The following is a 15,172-nucleotide window of genomic DNA, read 5'->3' on the forward strand; positions in this document are numbered from 1 at the left end:
AAATAAAAAAGGGCATACTCCACCCTTATACAAAAAAAGCTACCTAAAACGGTAGTTACGTCCTAGTTTTGTTTATAGACAGGATGGTTTAGAACTGTCTTATTTTGTTTTATAATTATTAACTTTACTATAAATTATGAGTTATGTCAAATTTCAATGTCAAAGTTCAATCATAATATCAGTTTACTTTAAGCTGAAATTGTGCGATAATATTAAGTTGTAAAAGCAAATTTTATTGTATTATTTATAGGAAAATATTGCTTATAAAATATTTGTTATAAAATATCTAAAAAATAATATTGTAAGTGAGGAGTAAAAATGAAAATAGGATTTGATCAGAAAAAATACTTAGAAGAACAATCAAAGTTTATTTTAGAAAGAGTTAATGATTATGATAAGTTATATTTAGAATTTGGTGGGAAACTTTTTAATGATCTTCATGCAAAAAGAGTTTTACCGGGTTTTGATGAAAATGCAAAAATTAAGTTACTACATAAATTAAAAGAAAAAGTTGAGGTCATTATTTGTGTATATGCAGGAGATATCGAAAGAAACAAAATAAGAGGGGACTATGGTATCACTTATGATGTGGATGTCTTAAGATTAATTGATGATTTACGCGCTTATGAGCTTGATGTAAATAGCGTTGTTATCACTAGATATGATGAGCAACCAGCAACTAAGATTTTTATAAATAAGCTTGAACGCAGAGGCATAAAAGTATATAAACACAGGGCAACTAAAGGATATCCTTCAGATGTAGATGCAATTGTAAGTGATGAGGGATATGGTAAAAATCCATTTATTGAAACAACAAAATCTATTGTGGTTGTAACTGCACCAGGACCAGGAAGTGGTAAGCTAGGTACTTGCCTTAGTCAACTTTATCATGAACATAAGCAAGGTAGAGCAGCAGGTTATTCAAAATTTGAAACCTTCCCAGTATGGAATGTTCCACTGAAGCATCCACTAAATATAGCTTATGAAGCTGCAACAGCAGATCTTAACGATATAAATATGCTAGATTCCTTCCATTTTGATGCTTATAATAAGATATCTGTAAACTATAATCGTGATATTGAAACCTTCCCTGTACTTAGGCGAATTATAGAAAGAATAACAGGGGAAGAAGCTGTTTATAAATCCCCAACAGATATGGGAGTTAATAGAGTAGGCTTTGGAATTATTGACGATGAGGTTATAAAAGAAGCATCTAAGCAAGAGATAATAAGTAGGTATTTTAAAACAGGCTGTGAATATAAAAAAGGGTATATAGATAAAGAAACCTTCGAGAGAGTAAAGCTTCTTATGGAAGAACTTAACTTAAAACAGCAAGATAGAAAAGTTGTTATGCCTGCAAGAGAGCGATCAGCTAATTTAAAGCAATGTTCTAATAAAAATGAAGCTTGCCCAGCCCTTGCAATAGAGCTTAATGATGGAACAATATTAACTAGTAAAAGTTCAGATATAATGGATGCAACAGCTGCTATAATCTTAAATGCTGTGAAATATTTTGCAAATATAGATGACGAAATTCATCTTATTTCTCCAGTTATACTTGAGCCAATTATAAATCTAAAATCAAAAATCTTAGGCAGTAAGAAACCAGCTTTAGATTGCGAAAATGTGTTAATTGCACTTAGTATATGTGCTGCTACGAATCCAACAGCAAAGTTTGCTATGGATAAGTTAGTAATGCTAAAAGGATGTCAAGCTCACTCAACTACAATTATAAGTACAAATGATGAGCAAACTTTCAGAAAGCTTGGTATAGATATAACCTCGGATGCGGAGTACGCAACGGAAAGTCTTTACTATATATAGTGCCACCCACGTGGCAAGTGGCATGTTGAAAGTTGCATAAATAAATAATAGGGACAGTTAATAACTTTAATAAATTATTAACTGTCCCTATTATTTTGTTTTATTATTTGTTTGAAATTATCCTGTAGATAGTAGTAATAATAAAAGCAGTGTCCCCTTGAAAATTCTATTATTGCATATTTTATAAATACTACAAGAAACAACAAAATAACAAATAGAATTGTAACATTTATATTAAAATGGTACTATTAAACCGTAAATCTTTAAATTCTATAAAGGATTTCATTATTATATTTTGAATTTTGTTGCGGGGATAAATAAATATGGCGATTATAAAGACTACCAAATTAAAAAGAATGATTGCAATATCTATAATTATTGCAATCACTTCACAAATAAATATGAATTTGCTTATATCTGATTTTAGAGTTTCTGTGGCAATAATATTATTTCCTGTATTTTTATACTTTTTTGATGAACTAGATACCATAAAAACAGGGGTTATGTGTGCTCTTTCTGTTTATCTTTTAAGAGTAGGTATCCATTTTATTGAAAATGGCAGTTTTATTGAAATTTTATTAGCTTACTTTCCAGAAATATTTTTTTATGCTTTTTATAGTATATTTTTTAAAATTTTCAGTAAAACAATAACCACAATTAATTTAAAAAGATTATTAATAACATTGATATTAAGTGATTTCCTAGGAAATTTTATAGAAATATTAATAAGAAATCTTGAGAATTTTACTATGCTAAATTTAAATGTAGTTACTACACTATTTTATGTTGCTATTATACGTTCTATTATAAGTCTAATAATCTTAAATAGTCTAAAGTTTTATAAGTTACTTCTTCTAAAAGAGGAACATGAAAAAAGATATAAAAAACTTCTACTATTAACCTCTGATTTAAAAACAGAAATGTATTGGATGAGAAAAAATATGAGCAGTATAGAAAAAGTTATGGGTAACGCCTATGAATTATTTGAAAAAATATCTGTAAAAGAAGATTCAGACACCTGGGCTCAGCAGTCTTTAAATATTGCTAAAGATGTTCACGAAATAAAGAAAGAATATGGTCTTGTTGTAAGAGGTATTGAAGAAATAACAGAAGATAAGGCTAAGGACAAAGGTATGTATTTTAAAGATATTATTAATATATTAGAAGATAGCATGAAAAATGAAGTGAAATTTAGAGAACTTAGTGTAGATTTGATTTTTAATATAAATAAAAATTTCTATACAACTAAGCATTATTATCTTATGTCTATTTTTAGAAATTTAATCATGAATTCACTAGATGCAATAAGCACTACAACGCATAATGTTCGTATTTCCTTTATAGAAAAGTCAATAGATGAAAAATTTATTTTCATAATAAGTGATACGGGGTCTGGAATAAAAGAATGTGATCTAAGTTACATATTCTCACCGGGATTCTCAACTAAAATCAACTATAAGACTGGTGAAATAAATCGTGGTCTTGGATTGAGTATTGTTAAAAATATTGTTGAAGAAAATTTAAAAGGTACTATTAAAGTAAACTCTACAGAAAACTTTGGAACTATTTTTTACATAACTATTAATAAATCAGAACTGGAGGACTCATAATGAATATATTTATAATTGAAGATGATATTAATATTGTTAAGATTTTAGAAAAGATAATATGTGATAGAGATTTGGGTACAGTTATAGGTTATTCCCTTGAAGGCTGAAAAGGTTTAGAAGAGATTCAGTGTCTGAATCCAGATATAGTTTTAGTGGATCTTTTCATCCCTGGCGTTGATGGATTATCCATAGTTAAGAATGTAAAACCTACGCGTCCTGAAATGCAATTTATAATGATTTCTCAGGTATCAGCTAAAAATATGATTGAAAAAGCTTATAAAAATGGAATAGAATTTTATATACAAAAACCAATAAATGCAGTTGAGATTGAAACTATTATAAAAAAAGTATCTGAAAATTTAGAAACCAACCGAACTTTAAATAAAATTCAAAAACTTTTTAATAAAGATACCAGCATCATTCTAGATAGTAATTGTTTAAAATCAGAAGATGAAATACAAACGATAAAAAATATAATGCTTAGAATAGGAATAATAGGTGAAGTGGGCAGTAAAGACTTAATTGATATTACTGTATTTTTAATGAAAAATAATCAATACATGGACAACTATACATTAAAAGAATTATGTATAAAATTTACCGATAATCCTAAATCAATGGAACAAAGAATTAGAAGAACTATTTCCACAGGTATGAGCAATATTGCGAGTTTAGGAATAGAAGATTATATGAATGATGTTTTTGTAGAATACTCAACTGGACTTTTTAATTTTGAACAAGTAAAAAAAGAAATGGATTATATTAGAAAAAAGAGCTCTGATAGAGGTAAAGTAACCATAAAAAAATTTATTGATGGACTTATTTCCTACTGCGAAAAATAATTTTTTCAATTTTCCAATTTGCATTTGAGTTCTTATGAAAGTAGGTGCTTCTTCTTGAAATATGCGTGGGGTTGCTGCTGTAATACTAGTTGGTTTAAATATGGGATTAAACCCTCTATATTAGAAGGAAAAAAAGTAAAACAGTTGTAGCAGAGGCTGCTGACTATGTGGCAAGTAAGTAAGAGATAGGGACAATTAATAATTTTTAAAATTATTAATTGTCCCTATCTCTTGTTTTGTTATTTATTGATAGAATGTTTTCTACAGTGAAAAATATTTTTTTTATTATATTTTGAAGTCTTGCGAAGTTTTTTGAAACTTTGCAATTATAATAATTGTATGATAAATCACAATATTGAAAATTCATTATAAAGAAAATTAATTGCAGTTATTTTAAAATACAAAGGAGGAAAATATGTTTATATTAATTAAAGGTATTGGATTATTACTTTTCACATTATTCTTGTTTTCACTTTTTAGTTTAAAAATGCCTAAAGGTCAAAAGGCTATGTCTGGCCTTGCAAATGCTGCTGTAGCAACATTTTTAGTTGAAGCTATACATAAATACATAAGCGGAAATTTATTACATATTAAATTTTTAGGTGAAGTAGGGGCTGCTTCTGGAAACATGGGCGGTGTTGCTGCTGTAATACTAGTTAGTTTAAATATGGGATTAAATCCTGTATATGCAGTAACAGCTGGTGCTGCAGTATTGGGATATGGTATTCTTCCAGGATTTGTAGCTGGATATATAATTTCATTTATCGGACCTATTTTAGAAAAAAAACTTCCTAAAGGATTAGATATAATAGTTGGTGCTCTTTTGATTGCACCGCTTGCAAGAGGAATTGCTTTCGGCGTAGATCCAGTAGTAAATTCAACATTACTTAGTATTGGAGGTATGATTGCAGTTGCTGCAGTGCAATCTCCTTATATAATGGGTTTCTTATTAGGCGGAATTATGAAAATGATATGTACATCTCCTTTAAGTTCTATGGCACTAACAGCAATGCTTGGATTACAAGGTCTTGCAATGGGTATAGCATCTATCGCCTGTGTTGGTGGATCTTTTACAAACGGTATAATGTTCAAAAGGCTTAAACTTGGTGATAGAAGTAATGTAGTAGCTGTGATGCTTGAACCACTAACGCAAGCTGATATAGTAACTGCAAACGCACTTCCTATATATTGCTCAAACTTTATAGGTGGTGGACTAGCTGGGTTAAGTGCTGCTTATTTTAAAATAATAAATAATGCGCCTGGTACAGCATCACCTATTCCAGGATTATTAGCACCATTTGGTTTCAATGAACCTAAATCAGTTATTTTTGCTATATTATTTGCTATATGTGGTGGAATTATTGGTGGACTTGTTGGTTCTACTATAACTCTTTATCTTAGAAAGAAAAAGAATAAAATGGTTGAAGAAGAAGCAATTGCAGCATAATGTGCCATCCACATGGCAAGTTGAATAAGCAATGAATAAAATCCCACTGATATCAAAGGATACAGTGGGATTTTTATAATAAACAAATGGCGAGTACTATAAAAATTTACTTCCATAATAGCAGCACCCAATGGCTCCGTTAAATTGTGGTTGCTCAATAGATACTATCTCTTCATAATCTTCATTTAAATATCTTTTTATTGCAGTGTTATTAGCAACACCGCCAGTTAAAACTAATTTTTTACCTTTGAATTTACTCAAAAGAGGTTTAAGTCTTTTGTATAGAGAGTAGTTAACACTAGAGCATAAGCAATCTATGCTTACACCTTCAGCTATTTTGCCAATTAGCTCAGATTCGGAAAATACAGCACAGGTTGAATTTAGTTCCACAGGATTTTCATAATGTATGCTCATGTCATCAAGGGATACTTCAAGTACATTTGCCATATTCTCTAAATATCTACCACAGGATGCAGCACATTTTTCATTAAGTTCTAGGTCTGTAATAAGTCCTTTTTCCACTTTTACAACCTTAACATCTTGGCCACCTACATCTAAGAGTATAAAATCCTTTAGGCCAGTTTGATAGAAGCCTCCATACACATGGGCTTTTAGCTCATTTATAGGGGTGAATAGTTTCAAATCAGTATTGTTTTTTCCATAACCTGTAGACACTGCCTTATCAATTCGCCTCATATCAAGTTTTTCTAAATTAACAATAATCTTACCATCAAAGTCGCAGTAATTTCTGTAAAAGTTCATGGTGCTTACTTTTATCTTTTGTATTATTTTATTATCTTCCATTAAAACAATCTTAACCGCACGACTTCCAAGATCTATACCTAACACTCGCATTTTTTACCCCCCTTTAAATCTACTAGCATATCAAGAAAGGCTTCTAATCTAAGTTTTGTTCTTGCATCTAAGACATTTAACTTGTCGCCTTCGATATTTAACATGGGTATATCTAATTTTTCTTTTAAAACAATATGTTCTACAGCCCTATAGCAAAAGGCTTGAGTGTAGTGAATTATACCATCTAATTTTCGCTGTTCAATTTGCTTTTGTAATTCTTTAATCCTAAATTCACTATCATAAGGATAAGTGTAGTCGTAATATTGATGAAATATATCTAATGCACTATCTGCTCTTGGAAAAGCAAATTCTCTTTGGACTTCATTGTATACAAAATTAGCATCAAATTGTTCAACAAATTCATATATATCGGCGGTCATAGGAGGAACACCTATGTATCCAAGTCGAAGTTTTCTAGATACTTGTTTTCTGTTTTTCATATTATGAATAACTTTTTTTAGGTCAGCCTCAAATGCATTTATATCTCCATTAAAATCACTTGTGCACACTTGAAATAGGTGATTTTCAAAGCCCGTGGCTTTATTATGAATATAGGTTAACTCATCAATTTCTTTAGCTAATGATCTAATTTGATTTAGTCTTTTTCTAACCACTTCAACTTCTTCTATTGTTACATTAAAGGTATTCATAAATTCCTTTATTTCGCGCTTTACATCATCTGTTTTGTGACTATGTGGAAAGGAAAAGGGATAAACTTTAATTCCTTTTAACTGAAGTACGTCAATTAGGGCTTTTGTATTAGAACAATCGCCCTCCACAACTCCGACTATCTCTGTGATGTGATTTTGTATACAGGCTCCATAAATTCCCTTTGTCCAAGTACACAAGCTTTTAGGAAACCCATCTCTTTCTGCAATGTCTATATATTTTAAATAATCCTTAGAGGTTATAAAAATATTATTTAAATCTATAGGGGTATAACCTGCTGCAATGAGAACCTCTACTGGTACGGTAGTTGTTAATCCTATTTTTTTCATTATGAATCCTCCTGTGTGTTATAGATAATATTTAACAGATGGAAGTTAATATAACCTGTTAATTTTTTATATTTTTAAAAATCGTGCAAATAAAAAAGGGCGCAAACCGCCCTTAAACAAAAAAGACTACCTAAAACGGTAGTTACGTCCTAGTTTTGTTTATAGACAGGATGGTTTAGAACTGTCTTATTTAAGTTTTATAATTATTGAGTTTACTATAGGTTACTCAGGATGTCAAATGGAGATTATTTAAATATAGTGGAGATTATTTAAATATAGTGGATGTGTAACAGAAGAATTATTACTTTTTATTTTTGATTGTTTTGTGATATATTATTCATATAGTAATTTATACTAAATATGATATTATTTTGTATCAAAAGGCATTAAAGTGATTAAGGGGGAAAATGAAGAAGAAATTTTTAATAAAGACCTTATTATTATTAACCGCATTTGTGTTTTTAAAAATTAATTGCATTGCTTATGCACAAAACAATAAAAAAGTGGTTCTACAACTAAGATGGAACCATCAATATCAGTTTGCAGGGTACTATGTTGCAAAATGGATGGGGTTTTACGATGCAGAAGGGTTAGATGTAGAAATAAAGTCTGCCTTTACCTCAAACAACAGTATATTAGTTGCAACTAAGGAGGTTCTTGAGGGTAGAGCAGATTTTGGCATTGGATCAGATGATGTATTAATGGAAGAAAATAAAGGGGCAAATCTTTGTATTGTTGCTTCACTATTTCAACGTAGTGCAGTTGAATATTATATGAAGTCTGATACGCCCTATAGAGGTATAGTTGATTTAACAAAACTCAACATTGCCAGGAGAAAAAATGATTTATTAGATATTGAACTTCAAGCTATGCTGGAAAATGAGGGTATTAAATCTGATAATACTGAAATGTTACCCTATTCTACTGAATTTTCAGCAGCGGATTTAGCAACAGGTAAATACGATGTGATTCCAGGATATCTGGGAACGATTACCTATCTAGCACAACAATCAAAGTTATCATTAAGAATAATAAAACCCATTGACTATGGAATAGACTTTTATGGAGATTCTTTATTTACGAAAAGAGATTTAGCCTTAACAAACCCAGATTTGGTTGAAAAATTTAAAAAAGCAAGTATTAAAGGATGGGAATATGCTTTAGAACATCCTGTGGAGACAGCAAAACGAATTTCCACAGAGTTTAAGATTGAAGGGCAGTCAGTGAAGGAGTTAGAAGCCTATAACCTTTTTCAAGAAAAGAAAGTAGCGGAATTAACTCTTTATCCCGTGGTTGAAATCGGGAATATTAATCCCAACAGATGGATGAAAATGCAAGAGACTTTATTAAAACTTGGAATTGTAAATGGAACACCTGATTTTAACTCATTTATATTTAATTATGATAAGATTATTAATGATAGAAATAAAAGGTTAGAAATGATATTTATTGTTTTAATGATAGGGAGTTTCTGCATATTTTTAATATATTTTATAGTTCGGTTAACTACTAATAATGTCATACTAAAAAAAGAAAACAATGAGAGAAAAAAAGCTGAGGAGAAAATTATTAGAAGTACACAAAGATATGAGACTATGTTTAGTAGTGCACTTCTTGGGATAACAATTACAACAATAAAAGGCATTATATTACAAGCTAATAAACGATGGTTGGATATGACAGGCTATAATGAAGAGGATGTCATTGGAAGAAGTATTTTTGAATTAATTATCCCTGAAGATGACAATGTTTTAAAATTAAAGGATAGATTTTTAAAGGAGGAAATTGAAAGCTATGAAATAGAGCAACAATACATTAGAAAAGATGGCCGTTTGATTTGCGGCAAGCTTTTTATGACTTCAATTTTCGATCAAGACAGTGATAATAAAGTTAATATGGGTATGGTTTTAGATATAACAAATACAAAAACTGAGGAAGAGACTGTTAGGAGAAGTGAAAGCAGGTTTAGACGAATAATTAATGAAATTGCCTCGGGCATGCCTGAAGTGGAGCCAAATGATTCAATATCAGAATATAAAACCTCAGAGGGCGTATATTCTTTATCTACTGAAAAAAGCCAATTATCCTTAAAATTAGAAAAGATTAATCTTGAACTTGAAAGAATGTTCAAAAATGAAATGGATGAGAATAAGAAAAAAGAGGCCTTACTCATATATCAAGCTAGATTTGCTGCAATGGGTGAAATGATAGGAAACATAGCACATCAATGGAGGCAACCCTTAAATAATTTAGGGCTTATTATTTCAAACCTAGAAGATGCTTCCATATATGATGAACTTGAGCCTGAGGTAGTTAACAATGTAGTTGGAAAATGCAGAAAATTAATCAGTAGAATGTCAGATACTATAGACGATTTCAGGTATTTTTTAAAGCCTCAAAATGGAAAAACAAATTTTTCAATATGTGAAAATATAAATGTTGTATTGGAATTGCTTGATGAAAACTTAAAATTTAATAAAGTTAATGTAACAATGGATACAAAAAACGATGTGGTAGCCTTTGGATATGCTAACCAATATTCTCAAGCAATATTTAATATTATAAGTAATTCTATTGATGCCCTAGCGGAACAGTTCCATTCAAATAAAGAAATTGGTATTAAAGTTTATAAAGAGGCAGATATGATTTCAGTTGAAATAAGTGATAATGGTGGCGGAATAAAGGAAGAGAATATTGATAAAATATTTGATGTTTATTTTTCTACAAAGGGTGACAAAAATGGAACTGGACTGGGATTATATATGACAAAGTTAATTATCGAAAATAACATGAGTGGTAGAGTTGAACTTCTTGAACATGGAACAGGTGTTACTATTAAAGTTACAATACCAGAAAATGGGGGGAGTAAAATTGAAGGTGCTAGAAAATAGTAATTTGCTAAATAACCTTAAGGTATTATATATTGAGGATGAAGATTTTGCTAGAAACGAATTGGCAATATTTTTAAAAAGAAGGGTTGGAGTTTTATTAACTGCAAAGAATGGAGAAGAAGGATTAAAGGCATTTAATGAAAATAAACCTGATTTAGTTTTAACAGATCTCATTATGCCTGTTATGGGTGGAATTCAGCTAATAGAAGAGATTAGAAAAACAGGGTCGACCTGTCCCGTGATAGTTATTTCTGCTTTATCAGACAGTCAGACAATAATAAAGACTATTGACCAAGGCATTGTTAAATATATTATAAAGCCATTAAATACAAATGAATTGATTAAACATATGGAAGGTCTTGCAATTGACATACTAAGAGATATTACGGGTAATACTGTAATCGGTGGATTATCATTGCTTAATAAAGAAAGTAAGCAAGAATTAGAGAAAAAATTAAAAAGTGAAATTGCATTTTTCTTAAAGAGTTTTACAGGTAAAGGCCCTAGGGATATTCATCTATTTATAAAGGGCAATAGAATAGAAGTAAAAGCACTAGGGATTCTTACACTATTAGAAGCTAATTTGGTAGTTAATAAAAAAAATTATAGCTTGGTGGATTTTAATCGCAAGATTTTTTACGAGGAAAATATTAATATTCTTCAGCTAAAATTAGGAGAGGTGGTAGGCTCAGTTGTAAAACTACTGGAAGTTATTCCAGATTCATGGAGTAATAGCGATGAGATGATTTTTACGATTTTTTAGGTTGACAATAGAAATGCAACATGATACACTTAATATTATGAATTATCTGAAAACAATAATAATAACAGCTGGCTTGGAAATAATGCCGAACCAGAATAAAGGTAAATATATAACTGACAAGGATTAAAGAAAACATAAAATGTTAGGCTTTAATAAGTCAGTACAAAAACAGTGATGTTATTTGTACTGACTTTTTTGCGTTTTCAATTATGTGAATGAGATATGTTAGAGGTAAAACCTTTATATATAAATCTAAATGTTCAGGAGGAATTATTATGAATACTAACCAAACTGACCTAACTGACCTAACCAATGAAAAGTTACCTATTAAAACATTATTACCATTAGGGCTTCAACATGTACTTGCAATGTATGCTGGAGCAATAGCAGTTCCTGTTATAGTAGGAGCGGCTATTGGTTTAACTCCTCAGCAAATAGCTTACCTAGTAGCAGCAGATCTGTTTACTTGTGGTATTGCCACTTTAATTCAAGCCTTTGGATTTGGAAAATACATTGGTGTTAAGCTACCAGTAATTATGGGGTGTTCCTTTGTATCTGTTGCTCCTATGATTACTATTGGAAAAGCAAGTGGATTACCTGTTATTTATGGTTCAGTTATTTGTGCAGGTATTTTTGTTCTATTGATTTCATCTTTTTTTGGTAAACTTCTTAAGTTTTTCCCTTCTCTTGTTACTGGTACAGTAATTATGATTGTTGGTTTATCACTTATACCTGTTGCTTTAAATGATGCTGCAGGCGGTTATGGTCCAACCCATGGCAATCCTAAAAATCTTATTCTTGCAGGTATAGTAATAATATTTATTTGTATTCTTAATAGATATTTTAAAGGATTTATGCAAGCAGCCTCAGTTCTATTAGGTTTAGTTTTTGGTACAATCGTAGCTTCATTTATGGGGATGGTAAATCTAAGCGCTGTTTCAAGTGCTGGATGGTTTAGAGTTGTTACTCCCTTTTATTTTGGACTTCCTAAATTTGAACTTGGACCAATATTCACAATGTGTCTTATATCACTAATACTTATGATTGAAGCTGTTGGAGTTTTTATCGGTGTTTCAAATATTTGTGGTAAAAAAGTAGAAAATAGCGAAATAGTAAGTGGTCTTAGAGGAGAGGGACTAGCTCAGATCTTAGGTGGAGTTTTCAATTCATTCCCTTACACTACTTTTTCTCAAAATGTTGGACTTGTTGCACTATCAGGTATTAAGAGTCGTTATGTTACAGTGTGTTCAGGTTTAATTCTAATATGTCTTGGAATTATTCCAAAGGTCGCTGCACTTGCAACAATTATCCCACACGCTGTACTTGGTGGAGCTACCTTGGCTATGTTCGGCATGGTATCAGTATCAGGTATTAGAATATTATCAAGTGTAGACTTTTCAAAGACAGGTAATATGTTAACTATTGCTTTAGCTGTAGGAATCGGTCTTAGCTCTAAAGTTTCACCTGGACTCTTTGATCAACTTCCTTATGCCCTTAAATTCGTACTTGAAGATGGAATTGTTGCCGGAAGTTTAGTTGCAATATTTGGTAATATATTTTTTAATTATAAAGAAATTATGGCATCAGAAAATAATGTATCGATTCCTAACAATCATACTCTTTAGTTTTTTATAAATAAATAATAGGGGACAGTTAATAATTCATAAAAATTATTAACTGTCCCCTATTATTTTATTGTTTATTATCGATTGACATCTTTATTAAATCCTTAAGTTTTAAACGCTTGCCGTAATGAAGTATAGCAGAAGAATATATTTTTATGGATATCCAAGCTATAAAAACAATTGTTATTACCAAAGAGAATAGGGAAGCTACAATTTGCCAAACAGGAACTTCTGTAGCTAAAATTCTAGGAGGCATGGAAAAAGGTGCGGAAAATGGAATTATAGATGAGAGGATTGCTACATTTCCATCAGGCACCGCCAGTGAAAAATATCCCATATAGAAAGCCACCATAGATATCATAGTAATAGGCATAATAGATGAATTAACATCTTCTGCCTTACTAACAGTAGCTCCAGCTACAGCATTCATCATAGCATATAGAGAATAACCAAATATAAAGTATAAAACAATCATTATAAGGCTAAAAGGGGTGAAGCTCGAAAAGTTAAGCGCTTGACCTGCTATTGCAAAATTCTCAGGAAAAGTTAATTTATAGGTTAGTGCACCAGTAAATACTACCATGGCTAACTGAATTAGACCGAGGATACCCATAGCAGCACTTTTACCGAGAATTATTTTTGATGGTTTTGTTGAAGTTACAAGAAGCTCCATTACTCTTGAAGTCTTTTCAGAAGCTACAGACATAGCTACTCCATAGCCATAAAAATAAATCGAAAAGAATAGTAGCATACTTACAACAATACTTGATATATAGCTGTTCATCTTGCCATTTCCTAGTTCGCTTACATTAAAGGAAACTTCACTTTGTACCATTGCAGATACGTTATCAGGTACATTAGAAGCCGTAAGTAAATTGCTTACAAAAATACTTTTAACAACTCGACTAATTTCAGAGGGGCCAAGGCCACTGCCAGATTGTTTAACTATATAATCAAAAGTAGGTACACCATTTTTCTCATCTAGAACTAGAAGCGCATTATTCTCTTCATTTTTAACTTTATTTTTAAGTGTATCAATATTATTAGCAGGTTCAGATTTAAATTCATAGTTTGAAAAAGCTTTACCAAGTTTATTTAAATCTCCCTTTAGAATAATTTTTGAATCGACGACAAACACAACTCCTTTTTTAGTTTCGATTGTGGTTGTACCTTGCTCTGTATTGTTTTTACCGCTTTTATCAAAATTCTTTATTATTGCTGGTAAACTGACTATTACAATTGTTAAAATAAGTGTAATTATAGTTGAAATAATAAATGATTTTTTTCTTGAGTTTTCCTTAAAGGTATAGCCTAAAACAGTAAAGAATTCTTTCATTATTGTTCACCAACCTTTTCAATAAATATTTCATGAAGAGAGGGTTCACGAATTTCAAATTTATGGAGTCTTATTTTTGATGCTATGATTTTTTCAAGAAGGCCGTAGGCCTGTTCATCAGATTTAATTTTAAACTCGTAACCTGTAGCGGTTTTTGATATAAGATTTATGTCTTGCTCTTTTATAAGAGTATCAATTTCCTCTTGGCAGTTAACAGTGAGATTCGTCCTTCCATAACCAGCCTTTATTTGCTTTAGGTTGCCGCGAAGAACAGTTTTTCCATCTTTTAATATCATAAGGTCCTCACAATATTCTTCCACGGATTGCATTTGATGGCTAGACATTACTATATATTTCCCCTTTTCAACTAATTCAAAAATTACACTTTTGAACAAATCAGCATTAATTGGATCAAGACCACTTAGAGGTTCGTCTAGAATAATTAATTCAGGATCATGTAGAAGTGCTGTTATAAATTGAATTTTTTGCTGATTGCCTTTGGATAGTTGTTCAGCTGTAGATTTTGAGTATTCAGATACCTTAAGTCTATCAAACCAATAGCTTATTGCTTTTTTTACTGACTTTCCATCCATGCCACGAAGTTTTCCGAAATATGAGAGCTGATCTACTATCTTAGCTTTAGGATATAAGCCTCTTTCCTCTGGTAGATATCCAAACTTTACGGTTTCTCTTGTAACAGGGCTTCCATTCCATTGAATAATTCCACTATCCTTTTCAAGAATCCCCAAAATCATTCTTATGGTAGTGGTTTTTCCTGCGCCATTTGTGCCAAGTAAACCAAATACACCTGGCTTTTCAATTTTAAAAGAAAGGTTTTCGACAGCAGTTTTTTCTCCGAATTTTTTTACTAGGTCTAAAACATCTAATGCCATAATTTTGCCCCCTTTTATTCCTTATGTGTACATAACTGTTATTAACAGTTATGTACGTTATTTTTAATATATCCATATTATAACATAC

General features: G+C 30.9%; 12 protein-coding genes. 8 read left to right on the top strand and 4 right to left on the bottom strand.

Features of this window, described 5'->3' with window-relative positions; genetic code table 11:
* Positions 1-318 precede the first annotated feature (318 nt).
* The 4 genes from G9F72_RS08465 (at position 319) to G9F72_RS08480 (ending at position 5,723) form a co-directional block, all read left to right on the top strand.
* Positions 319-1,824 carry a DUF1846 domain-containing protein gene (locus G9F72_RS08465; protein ID WP_164957895.1) on the top strand — a complete coding sequence of 502 codons (1,506 nt, stop codon included), beginning with the start codon at positions 319-321 and terminating at the stop codon, positions 1,822-1,824.
* 323 nt (positions 1,825-2,147) lie between these two features.
* Positions 2,148-3,434: an ATP-binding protein gene (locus G9F72_RS08470; protein WP_164957896.1), complete on the top strand. Its 1,287-nt coding sequence runs from the start codon at positions 2,148-2,150 to the stop codon at positions 3,432-3,434.
* 122 nt (positions 3,435-3,556) lie between these two features.
* Entirely contained in the window at positions 3,557-4,276 is a 720-nt protein-coding gene (locus G9F72_RS27375) for a response regulator (protein WP_224676277.1), read from the top strand.
* A 415-nt stretch (positions 4,277-4,691) separates the two neighbouring features.
* Positions 4,692-5,723 carry a PTS sugar transporter subunit IIC gene (locus G9F72_RS08480; RefSeq protein ID WP_164957897.1) on the top strand — a complete coding sequence of 344 codons (1,032 nt, stop codon included), beginning with the start codon at positions 4,692-4,694 and terminating at the stop codon, positions 5,721-5,723.
* A gap of 96 nt (positions 5,724-5,819) precedes the next feature.
* On the opposite strand, the gene G9F72_RS08485 is transcribed toward G9F72_RS08480, so the two are convergent.
* Together G9F72_RS08485 and G9F72_RS08490 are read right to left on the bottom strand one after the other, a co-directional pair.
* Positions 5,820-6,578 (bottom strand): acyl-CoA dehydratase activase, encoded by a 759-nt coding sequence (locus G9F72_RS08485; protein ID WP_164957898.1) that lies wholly within the window; start codon positions 6,576-6,578, stop codon positions 5,820-5,822.
* Positions 6,566-7,576: a 2-hydroxyacyl-CoA dehydratase family protein gene (locus G9F72_RS08490; RefSeq protein WP_164957899.1), complete on the bottom strand. Its 1,011-nt coding sequence runs from the start codon at positions 7,574-7,576 to the stop codon at positions 6,566-6,568. Before G9F72_RS08490 ends, G9F72_RS08485 begins: the two co-directional genes overlap by 13 nt.
* 407 nt (positions 7,577-7,983) lie before the next feature.
* Between G9F72_RS08490 and G9F72_RS08495 the strand changes: the two genes are divergently transcribed.
* The 4 genes from G9F72_RS08495 (at position 7,984) to G9F72_RS08505 (ending at position 12,855) form a co-directional block, all read left to right on the top strand.
* Entirely contained in the window at positions 7,984-10,467 is a 2,484-nt protein-coding gene (locus G9F72_RS08495) for an ABC transporter substrate-binding protein (RefSeq protein WP_164957900.1), read from the top strand.
* Positions 10,454-11,230 (top strand): Na-translocating system protein MpsC family protein, encoded by a 777-nt coding sequence (locus tag G9F72_RS08500; RefSeq protein WP_224676278.1) that lies wholly within the window; start codon positions 10,454-10,456, stop codon positions 11,228-11,230. The genes G9F72_RS08495 and G9F72_RS08500 overlap by 14 nt, the downstream gene beginning before the upstream one ends.
* 1 nt (position 11,231) lies before the next feature.
* Positions 11,232-11,357 (top strand): hypothetical protein, encoded by a 126-nt coding sequence (locus G9F72_RS26990; RefSeq protein WP_263486822.1) that lies wholly within the window; start codon positions 11,232-11,234, stop codon positions 11,355-11,357.
* A 148-nt stretch (positions 11,358-11,505) separates the two neighbouring features.
* Positions 11,506-12,855 carry a nucleobase:cation symporter-2 family protein gene (locus tag G9F72_RS08505; protein ID WP_164957901.1) on the top strand — a complete coding sequence of 450 codons (1,350 nt, stop codon included), beginning with the start codon at positions 11,506-11,508 and terminating at the stop codon, positions 12,853-12,855.
* 67 nt (positions 12,856-12,922) lie between these two features.
* Here the strand turns inward: G9F72_RS08505 and G9F72_RS08510 are convergent, their stop codons facing one another.
* Both G9F72_RS08510 and G9F72_RS08515 read right to left on the bottom strand, forming a co-directional pair.
* Positions 12,923-14,191, bottom strand: a complete 1,269-nt coding sequence (locus G9F72_RS08510; RefSeq protein ID WP_164957902.1) for an ABC transporter permease — start codon at positions 14,189-14,191, stop codon at positions 12,923-12,925.
* The gene (locus G9F72_RS08515; protein WP_164957903.1) at positions 14,191-15,084 is read right to left on the bottom strand and encodes an ABC transporter ATP-binding protein; all 894 of its coding nucleotides are present in this window, start codon (positions 15,082-15,084) and stop codon (positions 14,191-14,193) included. The genes G9F72_RS08510 and G9F72_RS08515 overlap by 1 nt, the downstream gene beginning before the upstream one ends.
* Positions 15,085-15,172: the final 88 nt, after the last annotated feature.

This window comes from Clostridium estertheticum, assembly GCF_011065935.2.
Taxonomy (GTDB): Bacteria; Bacillota; Clostridia; order Clostridiales; family Clostridiaceae; genus Clostridium_AD; species Clostridium_AD estertheticum_A.